At 63.5% G+C, this 22,704-nt stretch carries 19 protein-coding genes and 1 riboswitch; of the genes, 17 read left to right on the top strand and 2 right to left on the bottom strand.

Annotation, left to right across the window (positions count from 1 at the left end; genetic code table 11):
* Window positions 1-101 precede the first annotated feature (101 nt).
* From BLW25_RS18700 to BLW25_RS18665, 8 genes are all read left to right on the top strand, one after another.
* Window positions 102-1,160 carry an agmatine deiminase family protein gene (locus BLW25_RS18700; RefSeq protein ID WP_216279420.1) on the top strand — a complete coding sequence of 353 codons (1,059 nt, stop codon included), beginning with the start codon at window positions 102-104 and terminating at the stop codon, window positions 1,158-1,160.
* Window positions 1,157-3,127 (top strand): amidase, encoded by a 1,971-nt coding sequence (locus BLW25_RS18695; RefSeq protein ID WP_092902933.1) that lies wholly within the window; start codon window positions 1,157-1,159, stop codon window positions 3,125-3,127. Before BLW25_RS18700 ends, BLW25_RS18695 begins: the two co-directional genes overlap by 4 nt.
* A 195-nt stretch (window positions 3,128-3,322) precedes the next feature.
* A complete protein-coding gene (locus BLW25_RS18690; protein ID WP_092902931.1) occupies window positions 3,323-4,318 on the top strand; it encodes an iron ABC transporter substrate-binding protein in 996 nt (331 codons plus the stop codon).
* A gap of 83 nt (window positions 4,319-4,401) precedes the next feature.
* Window positions 4,402-5,931: an ABC transporter permease gene (locus BLW25_RS18685; protein WP_253188587.1), complete on the top strand. Its 1,530-nt coding sequence runs from the start codon at window positions 4,402-4,404 to the stop codon at window positions 5,929-5,931.
* The gene (locus BLW25_RS18680; protein ID WP_092902929.1) at window positions 5,928-6,941 is read left to right on the top strand and encodes an ABC transporter ATP-binding protein; all 1,014 of its coding nucleotides are present in this window, start codon (window positions 5,928-5,930) and stop codon (window positions 6,939-6,941) included. Before BLW25_RS18685 ends, BLW25_RS18680 begins: the two co-directional genes overlap by 4 nt.
* A 68-nt stretch (window positions 6,942-7,009) precedes the next feature.
* Window positions 7,010-8,713 carry an ABC transporter ATP-binding protein gene (locus BLW25_RS18675; protein WP_092902927.1) on the top strand — a complete coding sequence of 568 codons (1,704 nt, stop codon included), beginning with the start codon at window positions 7,010-7,012 and terminating at the stop codon, window positions 8,711-8,713.
* An 82-nt stretch (window positions 8,714-8,795) separates the two neighbouring features.
* Window positions 8,796-9,503 carry a GntR family transcriptional regulator gene (locus BLW25_RS18670; protein ID WP_092902925.1) on the top strand — a complete coding sequence of 236 codons (708 nt, stop codon included), beginning with the start codon at window positions 8,796-8,798 and terminating at the stop codon, window positions 9,501-9,503.
* 147 nt (window positions 9,504-9,650) lie between these two features.
* Window positions 9,651-10,607, top strand: a complete 957-nt coding sequence (locus BLW25_RS18665; RefSeq protein ID WP_092902923.1) for a dihydrodipicolinate synthase family protein — start codon at window positions 9,651-9,653, stop codon at window positions 10,605-10,607.
* 119 nt (window positions 10,608-10,726) lie between these two features.
* On the opposite strand, the gene purU is transcribed toward BLW25_RS18665, so the two are convergent.
* Both purU and BLW25_RS18655 read right to left on the bottom strand, forming a co-directional pair.
* The gene (purU, locus tag BLW25_RS18660) at window positions 10,727-11,611 is read right to left on the bottom strand and encodes a formyltetrahydrofolate deformylase (protein ID WP_092902921.1); all 885 of its coding nucleotides are present in this window, start codon (window positions 11,609-11,611) and stop codon (window positions 10,727-10,729) included.
* Between the two features lie 277 nt (window positions 11,612-11,888).
* The gene (locus tag BLW25_RS18655) at window positions 11,889-12,920 is read right to left on the bottom strand and encodes an Ldh family oxidoreductase (protein WP_092902919.1); all 1,032 of its coding nucleotides are present in this window, start codon (window positions 12,918-12,920) and stop codon (window positions 11,889-11,891) included.
* 348 nt (window positions 12,921-13,268) lie between these two features.
* Between BLW25_RS18655 and BLW25_RS18650 the strand changes: the two genes are divergently transcribed.
* From BLW25_RS18650 to BLW25_RS18610, 9 genes are all read left to right on the top strand, one after another.
* Window positions 13,269-14,078 carry a transporter substrate-binding domain-containing protein gene (locus BLW25_RS18650; protein ID WP_092902917.1) on the top strand — a complete coding sequence of 270 codons (810 nt, stop codon included), beginning with the start codon at window positions 13,269-13,271 and terminating at the stop codon, window positions 14,076-14,078.
* 87 nt (window positions 14,079-14,165) lie between these two features.
* Complete coding sequence (locus tag BLW25_RS18645) at window positions 14,166-14,879, top strand: amino acid ABC transporter permease (RefSeq protein ID WP_092902915.1); 714 nt, start codon at window positions 14,166-14,168, stop codon at window positions 14,877-14,879.
* A 12-nt stretch (window positions 14,880-14,891) separates the two neighbouring features.
* The gene (locus BLW25_RS18640) at window positions 14,892-15,545 is read left to right on the top strand and encodes an amino acid ABC transporter permease (RefSeq protein ID WP_092902913.1); all 654 of its coding nucleotides are present in this window, start codon (window positions 14,892-14,894) and stop codon (window positions 15,543-15,545) included.
* On the top strand, window positions 15,538-16,260 hold the full coding sequence (locus tag BLW25_RS18635) for an amino acid ABC transporter ATP-binding protein (protein WP_092902911.1): 723 nt from the start codon (window positions 15,538-15,540) through the stop codon (window positions 16,258-16,260). The genes BLW25_RS18640 and BLW25_RS18635 overlap by 8 nt, the downstream gene beginning before the upstream one ends.
* A 12-nt stretch (window positions 16,261-16,272) precedes the next feature.
* Window positions 16,273-17,514 carry an NAD(P)/FAD-dependent oxidoreductase gene (locus BLW25_RS18630; RefSeq protein WP_092902909.1) on the top strand — a complete coding sequence of 414 codons (1,242 nt, stop codon included), beginning with the start codon at window positions 16,273-16,275 and terminating at the stop codon, window positions 17,512-17,514.
* An 8-nt stretch (window positions 17,515-17,522) separates the two neighbouring features.
* A complete protein-coding gene (locus tag BLW25_RS18625; protein WP_092902907.1) occupies window positions 17,523-18,527 on the top strand; it encodes a 4-hydroxyproline epimerase in 1,005 nt (334 codons plus the stop codon).
* Window positions 18,527-20,191 carry a cis-3-hydroxy-L-proline dehydratase gene (locus tag BLW25_RS18620; RefSeq protein WP_216279419.1) on the top strand — a complete coding sequence of 555 codons (1,665 nt, stop codon included), beginning with the start codon at window positions 18,527-18,529 and terminating at the stop codon, window positions 20,189-20,191. Before BLW25_RS18625 ends, BLW25_RS18620 begins: the two co-directional genes overlap by 1 nt.
* An 8-nt stretch (window positions 20,192-20,199) precedes the next feature.
* Complete coding sequence (locus tag BLW25_RS18615) at window positions 20,200-21,228, top strand: trans-3-hydroxy-L-proline dehydratase (RefSeq protein ID WP_092902903.1); 1,029 nt, start codon at window positions 20,200-20,202, stop codon at window positions 21,226-21,228.
* Window positions 21,229-21,287: 59 nt separating this feature from the next.
* A riboswitch (cobalamin riboswitch) is annotated at window positions 21,288-21,491 on the top strand.
* A gap of 227 nt (window positions 21,492-21,718) precedes the next feature.
* Window positions 21,719-22,678, top strand: coding sequence for an ABC transporter substrate-binding protein (locus BLW25_RS18610; RefSeq protein ID WP_253188591.1), 960 nt, complete (start codon window positions 21,719-21,721; stop codon window positions 22,676-22,678).
* The last annotated feature ends 26 nt before the right edge of the window (window positions 22,679-22,704 follow it).

Raw genomic sequence — 22,704 nt, 5'->3', positions numbered from 1 at the left:
AGCCGGCGCGCTGTGCCGGGGGGCTGATCCTTCTTTGCGCCCTCTTGCGCCAGCGGCGCTTTCTGGCATCTGATCGGGCAACAGTCTGACAGGAGTTGCCGATGCCCGTGGTGCCGAAGAACTGGTTCATGCCCGCCGAGACCGCCCCCCAGGACCGGATCTGGATGGCCTTCCCGCGTGAGAGTGCGACGCTGGGCGAGGGCATGGTCGCGCGCGAGGCAGGCTACCGGGCCTGGGCCGATGTCGCACTTGCGATTGCGCCGTTTCAGCCGGTGACGATGATCGTCGACCCGACCGAGATGACACGGGCGAAGGCGATGCTCGGCTCTGCCGTTGAACTGGTCGAGCGCCCGATCGAGCATTTCTGGACCCGCGATTCCGGCCCGACTTTCGTGCAATCGGCAGACGGGTCGATTGCGGCGGTCGATTGGATCTATAACGCTTGGGGCTCTGATGACCCGGCGGAATGGGAGAATGACCGGGGCCTCGCGCGCTTTATCGCCGGGCTGGCCGGGGTGCCGGTGGTGTCTTCCTTGCTGGTCAATGAGGGCGGCGGCATCCATGTCGACGGCGAGGGCACCATGTTCGCGACCGAGACGGTACAGCTTGACCCGCGCCGCAATCCTCTGGCCGACCGCGCGCGGGTCGAGGCGGAATTCGCGCGCACGCTGGGCGCGGAAAAGGTGATCTGGCTGCCACAGGGCCTTACGGGCGATTACTGGGAATTTGGCACCAATGGCCATGTCGATATTGTCGCGACCTTCCCCGGCCCCGGCAAGGTGCTGCTGCATGATCAGCGCAATCCGGGCCACCCGGATCACAAGGTAATGGCCAATATCCGCGCGATCCTTGAGGGCGCGACGGACGCAAAGGGGCGCCGGTTCGAAATCATTGATGTGCCCGCGCCCGAGACCATTACGGATGCACATGGCTTTAACGACTGGTCCTATATCAACCATCTGGTGCTGAATGGGGCCGTCATTGCCTGTGGCTTTGGCGAGCCGCGCGCCGATGCGCAGGCGGCTGAGATCCTTGCCGCCGCCTATCCCGGGCGCCGTGTCGTCACCGTCGATGCCCGCGAGATCTTTGCGCGCGGCGGCGGGGTGCATTGCATCACTCAGCATCAGCCCGCCCCGCTTCAGGCCACGGCCCGGGCATGAACCTCCACGGCGCCAGTATCGCAGACCTCCGCCAGGCGCTGGAGGCGGGAGAAACCACCTCGGTCGCACTTGTCGCAGGGTATCTGCGCCGCATCGCCGCCTATGACCACCAGGGGATCAGGCTCAATGCCGTGCCGGTGCTGAACCCGGCGATGTTCGAGGAAGCCCGGGCCTCGGATCTGCGCCGCGCGTCTGGCGCGGCGCTCGGGCCACTCGATGGCATCCCCTATACCGCCAAGGACAGTTACAAGGTCAAAGGCCTGACGGTTGCCGCAGGCTCGCCTGCCTTTCAGGATCTGGTCGCGGGCGACGACGCTTTTGCGATCGGGCGGCTGAGAGCGGCGGGGGCGGTGCTGATCGGGCTGACCAATATGCCGCCAATGGCCAATGGTGGCATGCAGCGCGGCGTTTACGGGCGGGCGGAATCGCCCTGGAATGCCGCTTACCTGACAGCGGCTTTCGCTTCCGGCTCGTCAAATGGATCAGGCAGCGCGACGGCGGCCTCTTTCGCGGCCTTCGGGCTGGGCGAGGAGACCTGGTCTTCGGGCCGCGCGCCGGCGGCGAATAACGGGCTTTGCGCGCTGACACCATCGCGCGGGCTGATTTCGGTCCGGGGCAACTGGCCGCTGGTGCCGACCATGGATGTAGTGGTGCCACATACCCGCAGCATGGCCGATCTGCTGGAAGTGCTCGACGTGATCGTGGCCGATGATCCCGAGACGCGCGGCGATCTGTGGCGGTCGCAGGATTGGGTTGCGCTGCCGCGCCCGTCCGCGATCCGCCCGCACTCCTATCCGGCGCTGACCGCCGCGCTGACGGGCAGGCGCTTTGCGCTGCCGGCGATGTATGTGAACCTGGACGCAGAGGCCGGGACGGGGGAAAGCCCGGGGATCGGCGGGCCGACCGGGCAGCGGGTCGAGACCCGCGCATCGGTCATTGCGCTGATGGACAGGGTGGTCGCAGCGCTGCGCGCGGCGGGGGCAGAGGTGGAGATCTCGGATTTTCCGCTGGTTTCGAATTATGAAGGCGACCGGGCCGGCGCGCCGAAGATCGGGACGCGGGGGCTGGTGTCGCCGGAATATCTGCGGCGCGAGATTGTCGATCTCTCGGTCTGGGCCTGGGATGATTTTCTGGCCGCCAATGGCGATCCGGGCCTCAGCCGGCTGGCGGAGGTCGATGGCACGGCGATTTTCCCGCAGCCCGACGGCGCGCTGCCCGACCGCTATACCGGCTTTGGCGATGATATTGCCGATTACCCTGCCCATGCGCGCGCGCATCCGGTCGCGGATTTCCGCAGGATCCCGCATCTGGAAGACGGGTTTCGGGGGCTTGAGGAAACCCGAAAGCGCGATCTGGAAGACTGGATGGACAGGCATGGCTATGATGCGGTGATCTTTCCGGCGGTGGCGGATGTGGGGCCGGCGGATGCCGATGTGACCCCGGCCTCGGCGGATCTGGCCTGGCGCAACGGAACCTGGGTCGCGAATGGCAATCTCGCGATCCGGCATCTGGGCGTGCCTACAGTGACGCTTTCGATGGGGGTGATGGCGGATACCGGGATGCCGGCCGGGCTGACGCTTGCCGGGCGGGCCTGGGAGGACAGCACGCTGCTGGCGCTTGCGCGCGCGATGGAACCGCTCTTGCCGCCGACCGGCCTCGCGCCCCGTATACCGGAATTGCCGCCGCTGCCCGCGCCGGGCCCCGCGCAGCGGCTGAAGCTGAGCGTTGCGGCCAGCGCCAGCGGGGCGGGAGAGACGCGGCTGGAGATCCGCATCGACACCGACGCGCCCCGGCTGCGCCTGACCGTCGATGGCGCGCCGGTGGAGACTGTGGTGGTGCCGGATGGCTTTGCAGCGCTGGTCATCCTGCCAGAAAACACCCATCGCCACAGCGCCTTTCAGCCGCCGCGGGGACCCCTGGTGATCGCCGAGACGGCGACGCTTGCCGTCTTTGCCTGCGCCGGCTGAGGCCTCGATTTTTTCATCAGAAACAGCCTTCCGGGACCGCGAATAGCATTTTGGTCAGAATTGCGGTTTTCATCCGTGATTACCGATGATAATTGTCAGGATAGCTATTACGACAATTTGCGACAGATTCACGATCCGGCCTATCCGCAGGCGCAGAACGCGCGGGCGGCGGGGCATAATGGAGGAGTCCTTCTGATGACATTCGCACCCGGAAAATTTGTGGCTGGCATTGCGCTTTCGCTCGGGATCGGCTCGATGGCCGCGGCGGATACGCTGACCATCTATTCCGGCCGCGGCGAGGCGCTGGTTGCGCCGCTGATCGCGCAGTTCGAGGCCGAGACCGGCATCAGGACCGATGTCCGCTATGGCTCGACCTCGGAAATGGCGGCATTGCTGCAGGAAGAGGGCGCCAACAGCCCGGCCGATCTGTTCTGGGCCCAGGATGCCGGCGCGCTTGGCGCTCTGGCTCCGGTTTTCGCAGAGCTGGCGCCGGCCGAGAATGAAAAAGTGCTCGAGGTCTTCCGCGATCCGTCGAACAAATGGGTGGCGACTTCGGGCCGGACCCGGGTGCTGGTTTATTCGACCGAGCGGGTCGAGCCGGGCGCGCTTCCGGCAAAGATCACCGATCTGACCGATGAGAAATACAAGGGCCGCGTGGCCTGGGCGCCGACCAATGGTTCTTTCCAGGCCTTTGTCACGGCATTCCGCCTGACCCATGGCGATGAGGCGACCCGGGCCTGGCTGGAAGGCATGATCGCCAATGACGCCAAAGTTTACAAAAACAACGGCACCCAGATCGAAGCCATTGCCGCCGGCGAAGTCGATTATGGCCTGGTGAACAACTACTATCTTGGCCGCTATACCGCCAGGGATGACGCTTTCCCGGTCGATCAGGCGCATTTCGAAGCCGGTGACATCGGCAACCTGGTGCTGGTTGCGGGCGCAGGCATTGTCGAGGCCTCGGCCAATAAAGAGAATGCGCAGAAATTCATCGACTATCTGCTCTCGCCTGCTGCGCAGCAGTTCATCACGCTGCAGGGCTATGAATATCCGGTTGTCACGGGCGTGATCCCGCATGCGACGCTGGAAAGCCTTGAGGCGGTCCAGGCGATCAGCCCGAAGGTCGATGTGAACCAGATCGGCGATCTGGAAGGCACGCTTGCGCTGCTGCGTGAGGTCGGGCTGCTCTGAGCTTGTCGGGCATCGTGACATCATCAGGGCGGGCGGGGCGCAGGCCCCGCCCGCCGCTTGTCTTGCTGCTTGCGGCGGGGCTTGTGGGCGTCGGCACCTGTCTGCCGGCGGCCTATCTGGTGATACGCGCCTTCGGGGCCGAGCCGGCACAACTGGCGGAGATCGTCTTCCGGTCGCGCAATCTGATGCTTCTGGGGAATACGCTTGCGCTGGTGGCGCTGGTCCTGGGGATCGGCACGCTGATCGCGGCGCCCATGGCCTGGCTGGTGACGCGCAGCGATCTGCGGGCGCGCGGGCTGGTGACATTCCTGATGGCGCTGCCGCTGGCGGTGCCGGGCTATGTGATGGCCTATGCGCTTTTGGGCCTCTCGGGCTATTACGGCTTCGCGCGGGAATGGTTCGGGGTCTCACTGCCGCCGTTGCACGGGCTCTTGGGGGCGGGGCTTTCGCTGTCGCTTTACACTTTCCCCTATATGTTCCTGAATTTGCGCGCCGCGTTTCTGGGGATGGATCCGGGGCTTGAGGAAAGCGCCGCCTCGCTGGGACGCGGGCGGGTGGAAATCATGCGCCATGTTGTGTTGCCACAGCTCTGGCCGGCGCTGGTTTCGGCCTGGCTGGTCGTGGGGCTTTATGTGATCGGCGATTTCGGGGCCATCGCGCTGATGCGCTATGAGGTGTTTTCCTACGCGATCTATACGCAATATGCCGGTGCCTTTGACCGCACCTATGCCGCCTGGCTTTCGCTGATGCTTTTGGGCGTGGCGGCGCTTGCGCTGTTCGCGCAGGCGCGGCTGACGCGGAGCCGCCGCTTTGCCCGGGTCGGGACCGGGGTGCAGCGGCGCGGGCGGCCGGTCCGGCTTGGCGGCTGGGCGGTGCTCGCCTGGGGCTGGGTCATTCTGGTAAGCCTCGCTGCGCTCGGATTGCCCCTGGCGGTGCTGGGCCACTGGATGCGGCGTGGCATTGGCGAGATCGACTGGGGCCAGCTGGGCCAGGCGGCGCTGAATTCGGGCCTGGCGGCGGCGGTGGTCGCAGTGCTGACGGTCGCGCTGGCGCTGCCGGTGGTTTTGCTGACGCTGCGCTGGCCCGGCTGGTTTGCGAGCCTGACCGACCGGCTGGCCTGGATGGGCTATGCGACGCCGCCCCTGGCCTTTGGCCTCGCGATGGTGTTTTTCACCCTGGCGCTCATTCCCTTTGCCTATCAGAGCCATGGCGTCCTGATCTTCGCCTGGGTGATGACCTTCCTCGCGCTGGCGCTCGGGCCCTTGCGGCTGGCGCTGATGCAGATCGGGACCAGGCCGGAAGAGGCGGCGCGCGCGCTTGGGGCCGGGCCGGGCCGCGCCTTTGCGCGTGTGACGCTGCCGCGCCTGAAAGGGCCGATGGTGGCGGCGGGCCTCCTGGTCTTTATCGCAGTGGTCAAGGAATTGCCGCTGAACTGGATGCTGGCGCCCACCGGCTGGCGCAGTCTTTCAACCACGGTCTTTGGCCGCACGGTCGAGGGCATGATGACCGAAGCCGCGCCATTCGCGCTTGCGATCATCCTGTTTTCGGCGTTTTTCGTCGGGCTGATCCTGAAATATGAAGGCGCCGGTCGCAAGGAATTGGGAAGAAGATGACGGTTGAGCCGCTGCTGTCGCTTTCACATCTGAGCCGGTCTTTTGGCGCAGGCCAGGCCGTGGTCGATGATCTGTCACTGGATCTGGCGGCGGGAGAGATCCTTGCGCTGATCGGGCCTTCGGGCTGTGGCAAGACCACGACGCTCCGGATGGTCGCGGGGTTCGAGACCCCGGACCGGGGCCAGATCCGGCTGGCGGGCCGCGATGTCACCGGTATTGCGCCGGAAAAGCGCGGCATCGGTATGGTGTTCCAGGACTATGCGCTTTTCCCGCATATGACCGTGGCGCAGAATGTGTTGTTCGGCGCGGCTGACCGTGCGCCCGCAACTGCTGCGCGCTATCTGGAGATGGTTGGCCTTGCGGGTTACGGCGCCCGCTTTCCCGATGAGCTTTCCGGTGGCCAGCAGCAGCGCGTGGCGCTGGCGCGCAGCTTTGCCGCCGCCCCGGCGGTGATCTTGCTGGATGAGCCGTTCTCGAACCTTGATGCCGGGCTGCGCGCCCGCACAAGACGCGAGATCCGGGCGCTCCTGAAGGCGAGTGGCATCGGTATCCTGTTCGTCACCCATGACCAGGAAGAAGCGCTCAGTTTCGCCGACCGCGTGGCGGTGATGAAAGACGGGCGTCTGTTGCAGTATGGCCCGGCGGCCGAGGTCTATGACCGCCCCTCCGACCCATTTGTCGCGGGCTTTCTGGGCCGCACCAATCTGATCACCGGCGAGGCCCGGGGCGAAAGCTGCGATACCGTGCTGGGCCCCATCGCGCTGGAGCGCCCGGCCAGTGGCCCGATCGGGTTCTCGTTGCGCCCGGAACGGATCGCCATTCGCGAGGCCGGGGCAGATGAGCCGGCCCGGGGCCGCGTCACCTCGGTCGAGTTCAAGGGGCATGATCTGACCTATTGGGTCGATTGCAACGGCACCGAGATCCAGGTCGATCAGATGGGCGGCCCGAGGCTGAGCGAAGGCGCAGAAGTGGTGCTTTCGGTCACAGGCAGGGTGGCGGCTTTCGGCTGAGAGGTCTTGACCATCCGGCTCTTCGGGTCCAGGCCTTATCTTTGCCCCGAAGGCTGACAGAGTGAGCCATGCTGCGCGATTTCCTTACCTATTACCGGCCCTGGAAGACCCTGTTCTGGGTCGATTTCGGCTGTGCTGTCCTGTCGGGCCTGCTGGAGCTGGCGTTCCCGCTCGCGGTCCGGGGCTTTATCGACGTGCTTTTGCCGGCGGGGAACTGGTCCCTGACGCTGATGGCGGCGGCGGTGCTGATGGCGGTCTACCTGGTCAATACCGGGCTGATGGCGATTGTGACCTATTGGGGCCATATGCTCGGGATCAATATCGAGACCGAGATGCGCAGGCGCGCCTTTGACCATATCCAGAAACTCTCCTGGAGCTATTTCGACAAATCGCGCACCGGGCATCTGGTGTCCCGCGTGACCCGCGATCTGGAAGAGATCGGCGAGGTCGCGCATCACGGGCCGGAAGATCTGTTCATCGCGATCATGACCTTTATCGGGGCATTCGCGCTGATGCTCTGGCTGCATGTGCCGCTGGCGATCATGACGGTGGTGATCGTGCCGGTGGCGGTGCTGATCGTCTCGGTCTTTGGCGGGCGGATGACCGCGACCTGGCGCGCGATCTATTCCCGGGTGGCGAATTTCAACGTCCGGATGGAAGAGAATGTCGGCGGTATCCGCGTCGTTCAGGCCTTCGGCAATGAGGAACATGAGAAAGCGCGCTTTGCGCATGACAATGCCATGTACCGGCGCACGAAACTCGACGCCTATAAGATCATGGCGGCAAGCCAGGCGCTGAATTACATCGGGATGCGCGGCGTCCAGGTGCTGATCATGGTCGCGGGCGCAGGCTATGTGCTGGAAGGCAGCCTGACCGCGGGTGGGTTCGTCGGCTTCCTTTTGCTGTCATCGGTGTTCTTCCGGCCGCTGGAAAAGATCGCCGCCGTGCTCGAAACCTATCCCAAAGGCATCGCCGGTTTCCGCCGCTATCAGGAATTGCTCGCAACCGAACCCGATATAGCCGATCTGCCCGATGCCCGCCTGGCACCTGCGCTGAGCGGGGCGCTGCGGTTTGAAGCGGTGAATTTCGGTTATGACCCGGCGCGCCCGGTGCTGCGCGACATCACCTTTGACGTGCATCCCGGCGAGACCCTGGCTTTTGTCGGCCCGTCCGGGGCGGGGAAGACCTCGCTGCTGGCGCTTTTGCCCCGGTTCTACGAACCGGCCTCGGGGGCGATCACGCTTGATGGGCATGATATCACCGGCTTTACTCTCGACAGCCTGCGCCGCCAGATCGGGATCGTGAGCCAGGACGTTTATCTGTTCGGCGGCACGCTGCGCGAGAATATCGCCTATGGCCGGCTCGATGCGAGCGAGGCCGAGATCATCGCGGCGGCAGAACATGCGCAGCTTTCCGAGATGATCGCGCGGCTGCCGCAGGGTCTGGATACCATCGTGGGCGAACGCGGTGTCATGCTGTCGGGCGGCCAGAAGCAGCGCGTCGCCATCGCGCGGGTCTTCCTGAAAAACCCGCCGATCCTGATCCTCGACGAGGCGACCTCGGCCCTGGATACCGAAACCGAACGCGAGATCCAGTCCGCGCTGGAACGTCTGGCCGAGGGCCGCACCACGCTGGTGATCGCGCATCGGCTGGCCACGATTCGCGATGCCGACCGGATCATCGTGATGGAAGAGGGCCGCATCACCGAAATGGGCACACATGCCGAATTGTCGGTCAGTGGCGGGCGCTATGCGCGGCTTTCGGCGGCCTGACCCCGCCCCGGTGCCTTGTCGCTGTTGATCGCGGAAAAACAGTGGCGTATTCCTTTTGTCGACATGAAGGGGATCCGCGCCGATGACAGCCAGCGAAACGCCTGCGGGGCAGGACCGTAAACGCGGCTCCGGCGTGCGGATGGTCTATGAACTTTTGCGCGACCAGATCCTTGATCTGGAACTTCCGCCAGGCTCCATCGTCGATGAGATCCAGCTGGCCGACCGCTTTGGCATGTCGCGCACACCGATCCGCGAGGCGCTGGTGCGGCTTGCGGCCGAAGGGCTGATCGACACGCTGCCGAACCGCTCGACCATGGTGTCGCAGATCGATTTCGCCAATCTCCACACCTTCTTCGACGCGCTGACCCTGATGTATCGCGTCACCACAAGGCTCGCGGCGGAATATCACACGGCGGAAGATCTCGACCGCATTCGCGCCTATCAGCGCGCCTATGAGGACCGCTGTGCGGCAGGCGATGAGATCGGCATGATCGCGACCAATCGCCAGTTCCACCAGACCATCGCCGAGGCCGGGCGCAACCGCTATTACCTCTCGCTCTTCAGCCGTTTGCTGGATGAGGGGCGCCGCCTGTTGCGGCTTTACTATTACAGCAGTTTCGAAGGCGATATGCCGGCGCTCTGGCTGCGCGAACATGAGCAGATGGTCGCGGCGATTGCCGCCCGCGATATTGCCGCCGCCGATCAGGTTGCGCGCGCCCATGCCGATCAGATCATCCGGCAGATCCAGAAAGCGATCACCCGCGACCGCCGTCAGGACATTTCCATCTGATCTTTCCGGGGGAGGCCAGGCTGCGCGCGGTTCTCCGTCTGAGCGGAATTTATGTCGACAAATAAAATACAAACTCTATACTCAAGGCTGAACCACGGAATCGTGCCGCCAGACCTTTCGCGCGGCCCCAACAGAGGAACCAGCCAGATGAGCGATATCTTCACCGGCACCATCCCCGCCCTGATGACGCCCTGCAAAGCCGATCGCAGCCCCGATTTCGACGCTCTGGTCAAAAAGGCGAAAGAGCTCGTCAGCCTTGGCATGTCCTCTGTGGTCTATTGCGGCTCGATGGGAGACTGGCCGCTCCTGACCGACGCGCAGCGGATGGAAGGCGTCGAGCGCCTGGTGCAGGCCGGCGTCAAAGTGATCGTCGGAACCGGTGCGATCAATACGGCCTCGGCCGTGGCGCTTGCAGAACATGCCGCAAAGGTCGGCGCGCATGGCCTTATGGTGATCCCGCGTGTTCTGTCGCGCGGCGCGGTCCCGGCGGCGCAAAAGGCGCATTTCAAGGCGATCCTCGCGGCCGCTCCGAAGCTGCCGGCCGTGATCTATAACAGCCCCTATTACGGGTTCGAGACCAAAGCCGATCTCTTCTTCGCCCTGCGCGCGGAACATCCGAACCTGATCGGCTTCAAGGAATTCGGCGGCGATGCCGCGATGACCTATGCCGCCGAACACATCACTTCGGCCGATGACGACGTGACCCTGATGATCGGCATCGATACGTCGGTCTTCCATGGCTATGTCAATGCGGGCGCGACCGGCGCGATCACCGGCATCGGCTGTGTGCTGCCGCGCGAGATCCTGACGCTGGGCAATCTGTGCAAAGCCGCCGCCACCGGCGATGTCAAAGCCCGCCGCCTGGCCAAAGAACTCGACACTGCCTTTTACGAACTGGCCCGCGTCGATGGCGGCCCCGATCTGGTCCTCTTCTTCAAGCATATGATGGTGCTGAAGGGGAACCCGGAATACGCGCTCCACTTCAACGCCGATGACACGCTCTCGCCGAGCCAGGCCGGTTTCATCGAAAAGCAGCTGGCCCTGTTCGACACCTGGTATGCCGGGTGGTCGAAACTCGACGAAGTCAGACCCTGGCTGGCCTGATCCGGCCCGGCTTCACAAAACAAAGGGCGCTCCCTGAAAGGAGCGCCCTCGCCGTTTTCATCTGTCCTTAAATATCCCCGCCGGAGGCCTCCGGCCAGTGATGGCCGGACCAGCTGCCCTCAGCCCATCCGCTCCGAGGCATAGGATCCGGGCGAGGCCGGGAACACGACCGTCTTCTCGCCATTGATGAAGACCCGCCCATGGACATGGGCATGAATGGCACGGCTCAGGACCGAGGCCTCGACATCGCGGCCAAGGCTGACATAATCCTCGCCCGACTGGGCATGGGTGATCCGCACGATGTCCTGTTCGATGATCGGACCCTCATCCAGATCGGCGGTGACGTAATGCGAGGTCGCCCCGATCAGCTTCACGCCGCGTTCAAAGGCCTGCTTGTAAGGATTGGCGCCTTTGAAGGAGGGCAGGAAGGAATGGTGGATATTGATGATCCGCCCCGACATCTCGCGGCACATCTCGTCTGAGAGCACCTGCATATAGCGCGCCAGCACGATCAGCTCGGCCCCGGTTTCGCGCACCACCCGCATCTGCTCGGCTTCGGCCTGGGGTTTGTTCTCTTTGGTGACCCTGATGCAGTAATAGGGGATGTCCTGGTTCACCACGACCTTCTGGTAATCCATATGGTTCGAGATGACGGCCACGATCTCGATCGGCAGCGCGCCGATCTTCGAGCGGTACAAGAGGTCATTCAGGCAATGGCCAAAGCGCGAGACCATGACGATGACCTTGCGCTTGGCGGATTCGTCGAAGAAATCCGCTTCCATATCGAAGGGTCTCGCAACCGCGGCAAAGGCCTCGCGCAGGTCTTTCAGCGTTTTGCCCTCTTCGCTGCGAAAGCTCACACGCATGAAGAAGCGACCGGTATGGGCATCATCGAACTGGCTGGAATCGGTGATATTGCAGCCCTGACCGGCGAGGAAGGACGAGATGGCGGCGACGATGCCGCGGGTCGAGGAACAGGTGACGCGGAGGGCGAGTTTGGACATTGTCGATCTTCATGCCTGAAATATGGGAGGAGGGACGGCGGCAGGCCGGTGGGTGAAGGAGGGGCGGCGACAGGTCTCCTGGAAGGCGCCGGGAATGGGGTCAGCCTATGCCCCGGGAGGGGAGGAATGTCATGCGAACATTCCGCTTTCCTGTATCAGAAAAGCGAAATGCCCAAAAATCGGTCGGAAAAAATGTTGAAAGAAACCATATAGGTAAAATTAGTTTCACCTGAATATGTGCAGGGCAAAGCCCCGGCTGGGCCGGGGCCCGCAGGATTCAGACCGCGTCGAGGCCAAGCCGCTGGAATCGCTCCAGCTGGGCAATCTCATCGGCGCTGAGCGTGATGCCTTCCGCTGCCGATTCCGCCCTTGCGCGGAAGCGGCGCTGCGAGGGCAGGCGGGCGCCCTGGCCGATGATCGCATCAAACAGCGTCTCTGCGCGGGCAAAGGGGTCGCCGGGGCGGCCCTTTGCAAAGGCCTCGGGCGAGAAGGCAAGGATCAGTTCGCCATGGCGCGGTGCCAGCGTGGTCGAACCGAGGTAGTCGAGAACTTCGGGGCTGGTCAGGTCGCCGATCATGATCCCGGCCAGAAGCTCGATCATCGTCGAGATCGCAGAACCCTTATGGCCACCAAAGGGCAGCATGGCGCCGGCAAGCGCCGCTTCGGGATCGGTGGTCGGATTGCCGTCTTTGTCCAGCGCCCAGCCCTCGGGCAGGGCTTTGCCGGCGCGGCGGTGGAGTTCGACCTCGCCCCGCGCTGCGACCGAAGTGGCGAAGTCAAAGATATAGGGATCGCCTGCAGGGCGCGGCCAGCCAAAGGCAAAGGGGTTGGTGCCCAGAAGCGGATCGGTGCCGCCGGTAGGTGCGACGGTCGCATAGCTCGGGCACATCACCATCGCGGCAAGGCCATGGGCGGTGACCGCCTCAACCTCGGGCCAGAGCGCGGCGAGATGGGTGCAGTCATTGATCACCATCGCCGCCATGCCGAGCTTTTTGGCCCGGGCGGCAAGTTCCGGCAAGGCGAGTTCAAAGGCGGCATTGGCAAAGCCGCCCTGCGCATCTACCCGCACAAGCGCGGTGCCATCATCGGGCGCCAGCACCGGCACGGCCTGCGGGTTCACCTTGCCCGCCTTCACCGTGCGCAGCGTACCTTCGATCCGGTAGATGCCATGCGATTTGCAATGGTCGCGCTCGCCCGCCGTCAGCACCCGCGCCATGGCGCCGGCCTGCGCCGGATTCATGCCGGCATGGGCAAAGACCTGCTCGATTCGGGTGCCGAGTTCCTCGATCGAAAGGGGGGTGGTGGTCATCTCTGCTCTCCGTTTCGGGCCGTGATCTCAGGGATCGCGGGACAGCTTCTGGCTGTGGTGATAGTCATGCCGATGGTCATTCTGGGCGCCTTTTGCGAGAATCGCCATCCCCGCGGGCAGGCATTCCGGCTCCCCCTGGCCCTTGTTTCATGTCAAAAGCCCGGTCAGGCGCATTGGTTTTCAGGAATAATGCCTGAATCGGCCCAAAACGCAGCCGGATCGCCTTCCAATCCCTGCTCTGACAGGTCTCTTGTATACTAATTGTATTTTTGATTTGCGTCGAGACCAATGACACATGATAGTGTCACGACGTGAATCAACAGCAAGAACAACTCAGGGAGAGCCTGCATGAAATCCAAAGTCCTCGCCTTTGGCCTTACGGCGGCCACTGCTTTCGCCGGCCCGGCCATGGCCGACAAGCTTGACGACATCATCGCATCGGGCACGCTTCGCTGCGCAGTTGTCCTCGACTTCCCGCCGATGGGGTCGAAAGATGCTGACAACAATCCGATCGGTTTTGACGTCGATTACTGTAATGACCTTGCAGCCGCGCTTGGCGTCACCGCCGAGGTTGTCGAAACCACCTTCCCCGAGCGTATCCCTGCTCTGATGTCGGGCCGCGTTGATGTGGCCGTTGCCTCGACCTCGGACACGCTGGAGCGCGCCAAGACCGTTGGCGTCTCGGTTCCATATTACGCGTTCGAGAATGCCGTTGTGGCCCGCCCGGGTCTGGAAATGGCATCCTGGGAAGATATGAAGGGCAAAGTCGTCGGCGCCACCGCCGGCACCTATGAGGCGATCTGGCTGGAAGGTCAGGTCAAGGCATGGGGCGAGGGCGAGTTCCGTCCGTTCCAGAACCAGGCTGACGTCTTCCTTGCGCTGAGCCAGGGCCAGCTGGATGCGACGGTCGGCACGATGGAAGTCGCCAATGCCAACGTCGCTTCGGGCAATTTCGGTGACATCAAGGTCGTCGACAAGGCGCCGATGGTGCCGGACTATGTCGCGCTGGTCACGCTGCGCGAAGAATATGGCCTGATCAACTACATGAACCTCTTCATCAACCAGCAGGTCCGCACCGGCCGTTACGCCGAGCTTTACAAGAAATGGGTTGGCGAGGGTGAGCCCGCCAATCTGACGATCAACGGCGTCTATCGCTGATCTATCCGCTGATGCGGCGGCGCGGAGGGAAAACCCTCCGCGCCGCTTCTCCGTTCAAAGATCCCGTTCAGAAACTGGGAGGCGGATATGTTCAATTACAGCTTTCGCTGGAATCAGGCGTTCCAATCGCTGCCTGATATGTTGCAAGGGGCGCTGGTGACTCTGGAAGTCGCGGTGCTTTCGATGATCCTCGGGATCCTCTTTGCAATTCTTCTCACCGCCTTCCGGCTCTCGGGCAACCGGGTGCTGCGCGGCATCACGACCACCTGGGTCGAAGTGGCGCGCAATACGCCTGCACTTTTCCAGATCTATATGGCCTTTTTCGGCCTTGCGGGGCTTGGCATCGCGATCACGGGCTGGACGCAGCCGCAGCTGGGCTTTGCCGTCGATCTGCGGCTCTCGCCCTATATTGCGCTGCTCGCCGGGATCACGTTCAACAATGCCGGCTACCTGCATGAGAATTTCCGTGGCGCGCTGAAGGCGATCCCGGACACCCAGACCCGTTCGGCGCGGTCGCTGGGCATGAGCGCGCCGCAGGCCTTTGGCTATGTGGTGATGCCGCAGATGCTCAGGATTTCTTTCCTGCCGATGACGAACCAGTTTGTCTGGGCCATCCTGATGACCTCGCTGGGCGCGGTGATCTCGATGAATTCGGATCTCTTTGGCGTCACCGACAACCTGGTGAAGATCAATTTCCGCACCTTCGAGATGTTCGCCATTGCTGCGGTCATTTTCTATGTGATGACCAAGATCGTCACGCTCTCCGCCCGGCTGATTGCAGCCCGGCTGTTCAGATATTGAGGGGCGCGGGACATGTTTGAAACAGCAATGACCGCCAAAGACTTCTGGATGCTGGTCCAGGGCGCCGGGATGACACTGCTTGTCACCGCCATCTCGGTCGCGATCGGGACCGTGGTCGGGGTGATCTGCGGCATCTTCCGCTTTCAGGTCGGGCCCTGGTGGGCCATCCCGGTGACCTTCGTGCTGGATGTGTGCCGTTCGGTGCCGCTTCTGATCCAGCTCTCGCTGGCCTTTGCCTTTGTCACGGCGGTGCTGAAACTGCGGGTCTCTGGCTTCTCGGTCGCCTGCGGAGTTCTGTCGCTTTATACCGCCGCCTATTGTTCGGAAATCGTGCGCGGCGCACTGGAGTCGGTGCCGCCGAATACGCGGCGCGCCGGGCGCTCGCTCGGGATGAGCTGGCTGCAGGACATGCGCTATATCGCGCTTCCGCTGGCCAGCCGGGTCGCCCTTCCGTCCTGGATCGGGCTTTCGCTTGGCGTTATGAAAGACTCGGCGCTGATCTATGTGGTCAATGTGTCCGAACTGATGAAAAGCACCAAAGATCTGATCACCCGCCTGCAGGAGCCGCTTTTCCTGCTGCTGCTCTGCGGAGTGTTCTACTTTGTGATCAGCTTCCCCGTCGCCCGCTTCGGCAGCTATCTTGAAAAACGGTGGTCCAATGATTGAGATTGAAAAAGTCCGCAAAAGCTTTGGTCCGCTGGAAGTGCTCAAGGGCATCGACCTGACGGTGGCCAAAGGCGAGGTTCTGACCGTAATCGGCGGGTCGGGGTCGGGGAAATCGACGCTGCTGACCTGTATCAACGGGCTGGAGCCGATTGATTCCGGGCGTATCCTCGTGGACGGTGTCGAGGTTCACGCAAAATCCACGAATCTCAACAAGCTGCGCCAGAAGATCGGCATCGTGTTCCAGCAATGGAATGCCTTTCCGCATCTGACCGTGCTGGAAAACGTCATGCTGGCGCCGCGCAAGGTGCTGGGCCGTTCCAAAGCCGAGGCCGAGGCCGAGGCGGAAAAGCAGCTGAAACATGTGGGTCTTGGCGAAAAGCTCTCGGTCTATCCGGCGCGGCTTTCGGGCGGGCAGCAGCAGCGCATGGCGATTGCCCGGGCGCTGGCGATGGGGCCGTCCTATATGCTGTTCGATGAGGTCACTTCGGCGCTGGATCCGATGCTGGTGGGCGAGGTGCTCGATACGCTGCGGATGCTGGCTTCCGAAGGCATGACGATGATCTGTGTCACCCATGAGATGAAATTCGCGCGCGAGGTCTCTGACCGCGTGGCCTTCTTCCATCAGGGGATCATGGCCGAGATCGCGCCGCCCGAAGAGCTGTTCGGGGCGCCCAAAACCACCGAGTTGCAGAAGTTCCTCGCCGCCACTCATTAAGGCAGACGTAAAATGCAGAACGAGACCGATGTGATTGTCATCGGGGCGGGCGTCGTGGGTCTTTCCGCGGCGCTGGCCATTCAGGCGCGGGGCCTGCGCGTCACGGTCATTGATCGCGAAGGTCCGGCGGCGGGGGCATCGGCCGGGAATGCCGGGGCTTTCGCCTTTACCGATATCCTGCCGCTGGCAAGCCCCGGGATCCTGAAGAAGGCGCCGAAATGGCTGCTCGACCCTTTGGGGCCTTTGTCGGTGCCGCCGTCTTATGCGCTGAAGATCGCGCCCTGGATGTTCCGGTTCTGGCGTGCCTGTTCGCCCGCGCGGGTGAAACAGTCGACGGTCGCACAGACCGCGCTGATGGATCTGTCAAAGGCCGAGCTCGAGCCGTTTCTGACCCTTTCCGGCACGCTGTCGATGCTGGAGAAGAAGGGCAATCTTCAGGTCTATGAAAGCCGGTCCGAGCTTGATGCGAGCCTGCCCGGCTGGCGCGCGCGCGAAGAACACGGGATCGAATTCCGCCATATGGATGCGGGCGAGATGGCGGTAGTTCAGCCCGGTCTCGCACCCCGTTTCACCCATGGCACCTTTACGCCGGGCTGGTATTCCATCTCGGATCCGAAGCTTTACACCCTGGCGCTGGCCGACCGGTTTCGCGCCAATGGCGGTGTGCTGGAGCGCGACGAGGTCACCGGGATCAGGCCCCTGACCGAAGGCGCCGAAGTGCTTTCGCACGGGAAGATACGCCATGCCGGGCATGTCGTGCTGGCGGCAGGGGCGCATTCGCATCTGATCGCGCGTTCGGTGGGCGACCATATCCCGCTGGAAACCGAGCGCGGCTATAACACCACCCTGCCGCGCGGGGCGTTCGATCTGAAGACCCAGGTGACCTTTGGCGGTCATGGTTTCGTGGTCTCGCGCCTTTCCACTGGCATTCGTGTCGGCGGTGCGGTGGAACTGGGCGGGTTGCACCGGCCGCCGAATTTCAGACGATCAGAGGCGATGCTTAAAAAAGCCCAGGCCTTCCTGCCCGGGCTGAAGCCCGAGGGCGGCGTGCAATGGATGGGCTTTCGCCCGTCCCTGCCGGACAGCCTGCCGGCGATTGGTCGCTCGAAGAATTCTGCCCGCGTTATTCACGCATTCGGTCATGGCCATCTCGGGCTGACGCAATCGGCCGGCACCGCCCGGCTGGTTGCCGACCTTGTGACTGGAAACGCACCCGCCCTCGACATATCTGCCTTCTCTCCCCAACGCTTCTGAGGCTCATGATGAGTGTTCATACTTTCTCCTGCCTGGATGGTCATACCTGTGGCAATCCGGTGCGTCTGGTCTCGGGCGGCGGCCCGCGTCTGATCGGCAAGGACATGCTTGAGAAGCGCGCGCATTTTCTGCGCGAATTCGACTGGATCCGCACCGGCCTGATGTTCGAGCCGCGGGGCCATGACATGATGTCGGGCTCGATCCTTTATCCGCCGACCCGTGATGATTGCGATGTGGCGGTCCTGTTTATCGAGACCTCGGGCTGTCTGCCGATGTGCGGCCATGGCACGATCGGCACGATCACCATGGGGATCGAGAACGGGTTGATCCAGCCGCGCTCGCCTGGTCAGCTGTCGATCGATGCGCCGGCGGGCAAGGTTGATATCTCTTACCGCCAGGAGGGCCGTTTCGTTGAAGAGGTGCGGCTGACCAATGTGCCGGGCTTCCTTTATGCCGAGGGTCTGACGGCAGAGGTCGAGGGACTGGGCGAGATCGTGGTCGATGTGGCCTATGGCGGCAATTTCTACGCCATTGTCGAGCCGCAGAAGAATTTCCGCGATATGGCCGATTTCACCGCCGGAGAGCTGATCGGCTTCTCGCCGAAGCTGCGCGCTGCGCTGAACGCGAAATATGAATTCGTGCATCCCGGCGACGCGCGGATCAGCGGGCTGTCGCATATCCTCTGGACCGGGGTTCCGACGGTCGAGGGCGCACATGCCCGCAATGCCGTATTCTATGGCGACAAGGCGATTGACCGCTCGCCCTGTGGCACCGGGACGTCGGCCCGGATGGCGCAGCTGGCGGCAAAGGGCCGCCTGAGCGTCGGCGATGAATTCTGGCATGAGAGCATCATCGGCTCGATCTTCAAGGGTCGGGTCGAGGCGACCTCTGACGCGGTACCGGGAAAATCGGCGATCATCCCGTCGATTGGCGGCTGGGCGCGGCAGACCGGGATCAACACGATCTTCATTGATGAGCGTGATCCCTATGCCCATGGGTTTGTGGTGAAATGATGGGCTCGCGGTTCATTCTTGAGGGCACGGCGAAGGGTCGCGTTCTGGCATCCGATGAGCCGCTGAGCTTCTGGGGCGGGGTCGATCCCGCGACCTCAAAGGTGATCGATGCGCATCACCCGCTGCATGGCGAGACGCTTGCCGGGCGGGTGCTGGTGATGCCGGGGACACGGGGCTCCTGCACCGGGTCAGGGGTGCTTCTGGATATGGCGCTGAACGGGCTTGCGCCTGCAGCGCTGGTGTTTCGCGAGCCGGAAGATGTGGTGACGCTGGGCGCGATGATTGCGGCCGAGATGTTCGGCGTGGCGCTGCCTGTCCTGCGGCTGGAGCGCGCGGCCTTCGACATAGTCTCGCATCTGGAGGAGGTGGCCGTCATTCCCGGGGCCATCGAGGCCCCGGGAATGACCCTGCCGGTCGCCTCTGCCGCGGGATCGGCGCTGGCCCTGACGGCGGCAGATCTGGCGATGCTTTCAGGTGCGGAAGGCGAGGCCGTGTCGCAGGCGATGCGCATCCTTGTTGCGATGGCGGCAAATCAGGGCGCGACCCGACTGATCGATGTGACCCAGGGCCATATCGATGGCTGCATCTATGCGAGCCCGGCCAATCTGACTTTCGCGGCAAAAATGGCGGATATGGGGGCACGGGTGCGGGTGCCAACAACGATGAATGCGATTTCGGTCGACCGCGAGAACTGGCGTGCCCAGGGCGTGCCGGATCTGTTCGGCACCCCGGCGCAGCGGCTGGCCGATGCCTATGTGGCGATGGGCTGCCGGCCAAGCTTCACCTGCGCCCCCTATCTGCTGGAAAGCGCTCCGGCCGAAGGAGAATCTATTGGCTGGTCGGAAAGCAATGCGGTGATCTTTGCCAATTCCGTGCTGGGGGCGCGAACGGCGAAACACCCGGATTTCCTTGATCTTTTCATTGCGATGACCGGGCGCGCACCGCTGGCGGGCGTTTGTCTTGACGAGAACCGGGCGGCGCAGCGCGTCATCGACGTGGCGGCGATCTCTGGCGCGGATGATCTCTTCTGGCCTTTGCTGGGCTGGCTTGCGGGCCGCGCCTCGCCAGACCGGATCCCCCTGCTCAGAGGTGTGGGCGCGGCATCGCGCGAGCAGTTACAGGCGCTGTGCGCGGCCTTTGGCACCACCTCGGCCGCGCCGATGCTGCATGTCGAAGGGGTCACGCCCGAAGCGCATCTTGTCGCACCCGATGCCGACGCGGCCCGGATCAGCCGCACTGATTTCACCCGCGCCTGGGAGGAGCTGAACCAGGGCGGTGAAGAGATCGACCTTGTCGCCATCGGCAGCCCGCATGCCTCGCGCGAGGAATGCCGCGCCTTCGCAAGCGCGCTGAACGGTGGGCGGGTGCAGGTGCCGACCATCATCACTGCCGGGCGCAGTATTATTGCCGATCTGCAGGGCGAGGGCACGCTCGCGACCCTCGAAGCCGCCGGTGTGCAGGTGATTCCTGACCTCTGCTGGTGCTCGATCTCCGAGCCGGTCTTCCCGCCCGCGACCCGCACGCTGATGACCAATTCCGGCAAATATGCCCATTATGGGCCGGGGCTTTCGGGCCGGCAGATCCGGTTTGACAGTCTCAGAACCTGTGCCGCTGCCGCCCTTACCGGCCATGCCGCCAAAACCCTTCCCTCCTGGCTTTCCTGAGGTTCCCCATGCGCTCGATCAAGACCATCCATGTGATTTCCGCTCATGCCGAGGGCGAGGTGGGCGATGTCATCGTGGGCGGGGTCCGCCCGCCGCCGGGAGACACGATCTGGGCTCAGTCACGCTGGATCGCCGAAGATGAGACGCTCAGGAATTTCGTGCTGAACGAGCCGCGCGGCGGCGTCTTCCGCCATGTGAACCTGCTTGTGCCGCCAAAAGACCCGCGCGCCGATGCCGCCTTTATCATCATGGAGCCCGAGGACACGCCGCCGATGTCCGGCTCCAATTCGATCTGCGTTTCGACCGTGCTGCTTGATGGCGGCATCATCCCGATGGTCGAGCCGGAAACGCGCATGGTGCTGGAGGCGCCGGGCGGCCTCGTCCATGTCCGCGCCGAATGCCGCAATGGCAAGGCGGAGCGGATCTTTGTCGAAAACCTGCCCTCTTTCGCAGAACGGCTGGATGCGAAGCTTGAGGTCGAGGGCCTTGGCACATTGACGGTCGATACCGCCTGGGGCGGCGACAGTTTCGTCTTTGTTGATCCCAAAGCGCTAGGTTTCAGCCTGACGCCCGACGAGGCGCATGATATCGCGAGGCTCGGGGTAAGGATCTCGGAGGCCGGCACCGAGCAGCTGGGCTTCCGCCACCCGACCAATCCGGACTGGACGCATTATTCCTTCTGCCTCTTCGCGGGCGAGGTGACGCGGCAGGGGAATGAACTCCGCGCCGGTGCTGCCGTGGCGATCCGGCCCGGCAAGGTTGACCGCTCGCCGACCGGGACCGCGCTTTCCGCGCGGATGGCAGTGCTGCATGCGCGCGGCCAGATGTCAGAGGCCGACCGTCTGACCACTGTCTCGCTGATCGGGTCGGAATTTCAGGGTCGCATCCTCGGCACCACCGATCTGGCGGGGACGCCGGCGATCCGCCCGGAAATCTCGGGGCGCGGCTGGGTTACCGGCATCCATCAGCATATGCTGGACCCGACCGATCCCTGGCCCGGCGGCTACCGGCTTTCCGACACCTGGGGTGCGCGCTGATCCCGCAGCCCGGGCACGAGCCTCTGGGGCGCTTTGTCATTGAAACGTGCAGGGTTTGCCCATAATCAGGCAATGTCGGTTTCCGCAAGGAATTGAAAGGGAATCCGTTATCCCCCCGCCCGGGGGGATGAACCGGAACTGCCCCCGCAACTGTAGGCGGCGAGGATCCGCGCGACAAAGCCACTGTGGGAGAGCCCATGGGAAGGCTGCGCAGACCCTGTGACCCGCCAGTCAGGAGACCTGCCGACTCCTGTAACCAACTTGACCCGGACGGGGCGTCCGGGGAGGCGAGATATGATTTTGACCCGCAGATGCGCCATCGCATCCCGTGCAGCCAGCCTGCGCCAGTCGCGCCGGGCCAGCTTTGTGCGTCGCGGTTTTCACGCTCTCCATCCGCTCCATCCCCCATTCCACTCGGAGATCCCGGATGCGATATTTTCCCAATACCCGTTTCTCACTGACCGTCTCACTGGCCGCGCTCTGCTTTGGCATGCCTGCCCTGGCCGAGACCGGCTATCCGCTCAAGCTGCAGAATTGCGGGCTTGAGCTGAGCTTTGACAAGGCGCCGGAAAGTGCAGTGACCGTCGGTCAGGCGACGACCGAGATCCTTTACACGCTGGGGCTTGGCGACAAGGTCGCGGGCACTTCGGTCTGGTTCACCGAAGTCCTGCCGGAGTTCAAAGATCTGAACGACGGCATCGAGCGGCTGGCCGATAATGACCCTTCATTCGAAAGCGTCGTCGCCAAACGCCCGGGTATCGTGACCGTGCAATATGAATGGCATGTCGGCCCGCAAGGCATCGTGGCAACGCGCGAGCAATTCGCCGATCTCGGCATTCCGGCCTATGTCCTGCCGTCCGACTGCATCGGGAAGGACAATACTGCAGGCTCGGACGGCACGCGGCTGGAGCCCTATACGATGGAGGGGATCTATCTCGGCATCGAAGAGCTGGGGACGATTTTCAACATCACCGACAAGGGCGCAGAGGTGGTCGCTGACCTGAAAGCGCGCGAGGCAGCGGCGGTCGCGGCGGCGAAGGCGCTTGATCTGAAAGAGGCCTCGGCGGTGTTCTGGTTCTCGTCGGCCGAAATGGATATCGACCCCTATGTTGCCGGAAACGGTGGGGCCCCGGCCTGGATGATGTCTTCTCTGGGGCTGAAGAATGTGGTCGAAAGCCCCGAGGAATGGCCGGTTGTGTCCTGGGAAACCATCGCCCGGGCCAATCCCGATGTGATCGTGATCGCCCGTATGGACCGCCGCCGGTTCGAAGCGGATGATCATGAAAAGAAACTGGAATTCCTGAAATCCGATCCGGTGGTAAGCCAGATGGAGGCCGTGAAGAATGGCCGCATCGTGATCATCGACGCCCATGCAATGGACCCGTCGATCCGCAATATCGCGGCGCTGGAAGAGCTGGCGGCGGCGCTGCCGGCCTTTGATCTGAAATGATCCGCCGGAAATGAAACGACCGGCCA

The sequence above is a fragment of the Rhodobacter sp. 24-YEA-8 genome (genome assembly GCF_900105075.1).
In the GTDB taxonomy this organism is placed as follows: Bacteria; Pseudomonadota; Alphaproteobacteria; order Rhodobacterales; family Rhodobacteraceae; genus Pseudogemmobacter.
Note: the sequence above shows the minus strand (reverse complement) of the source record. Positions and strands in the feature narration are given on the sequence as shown.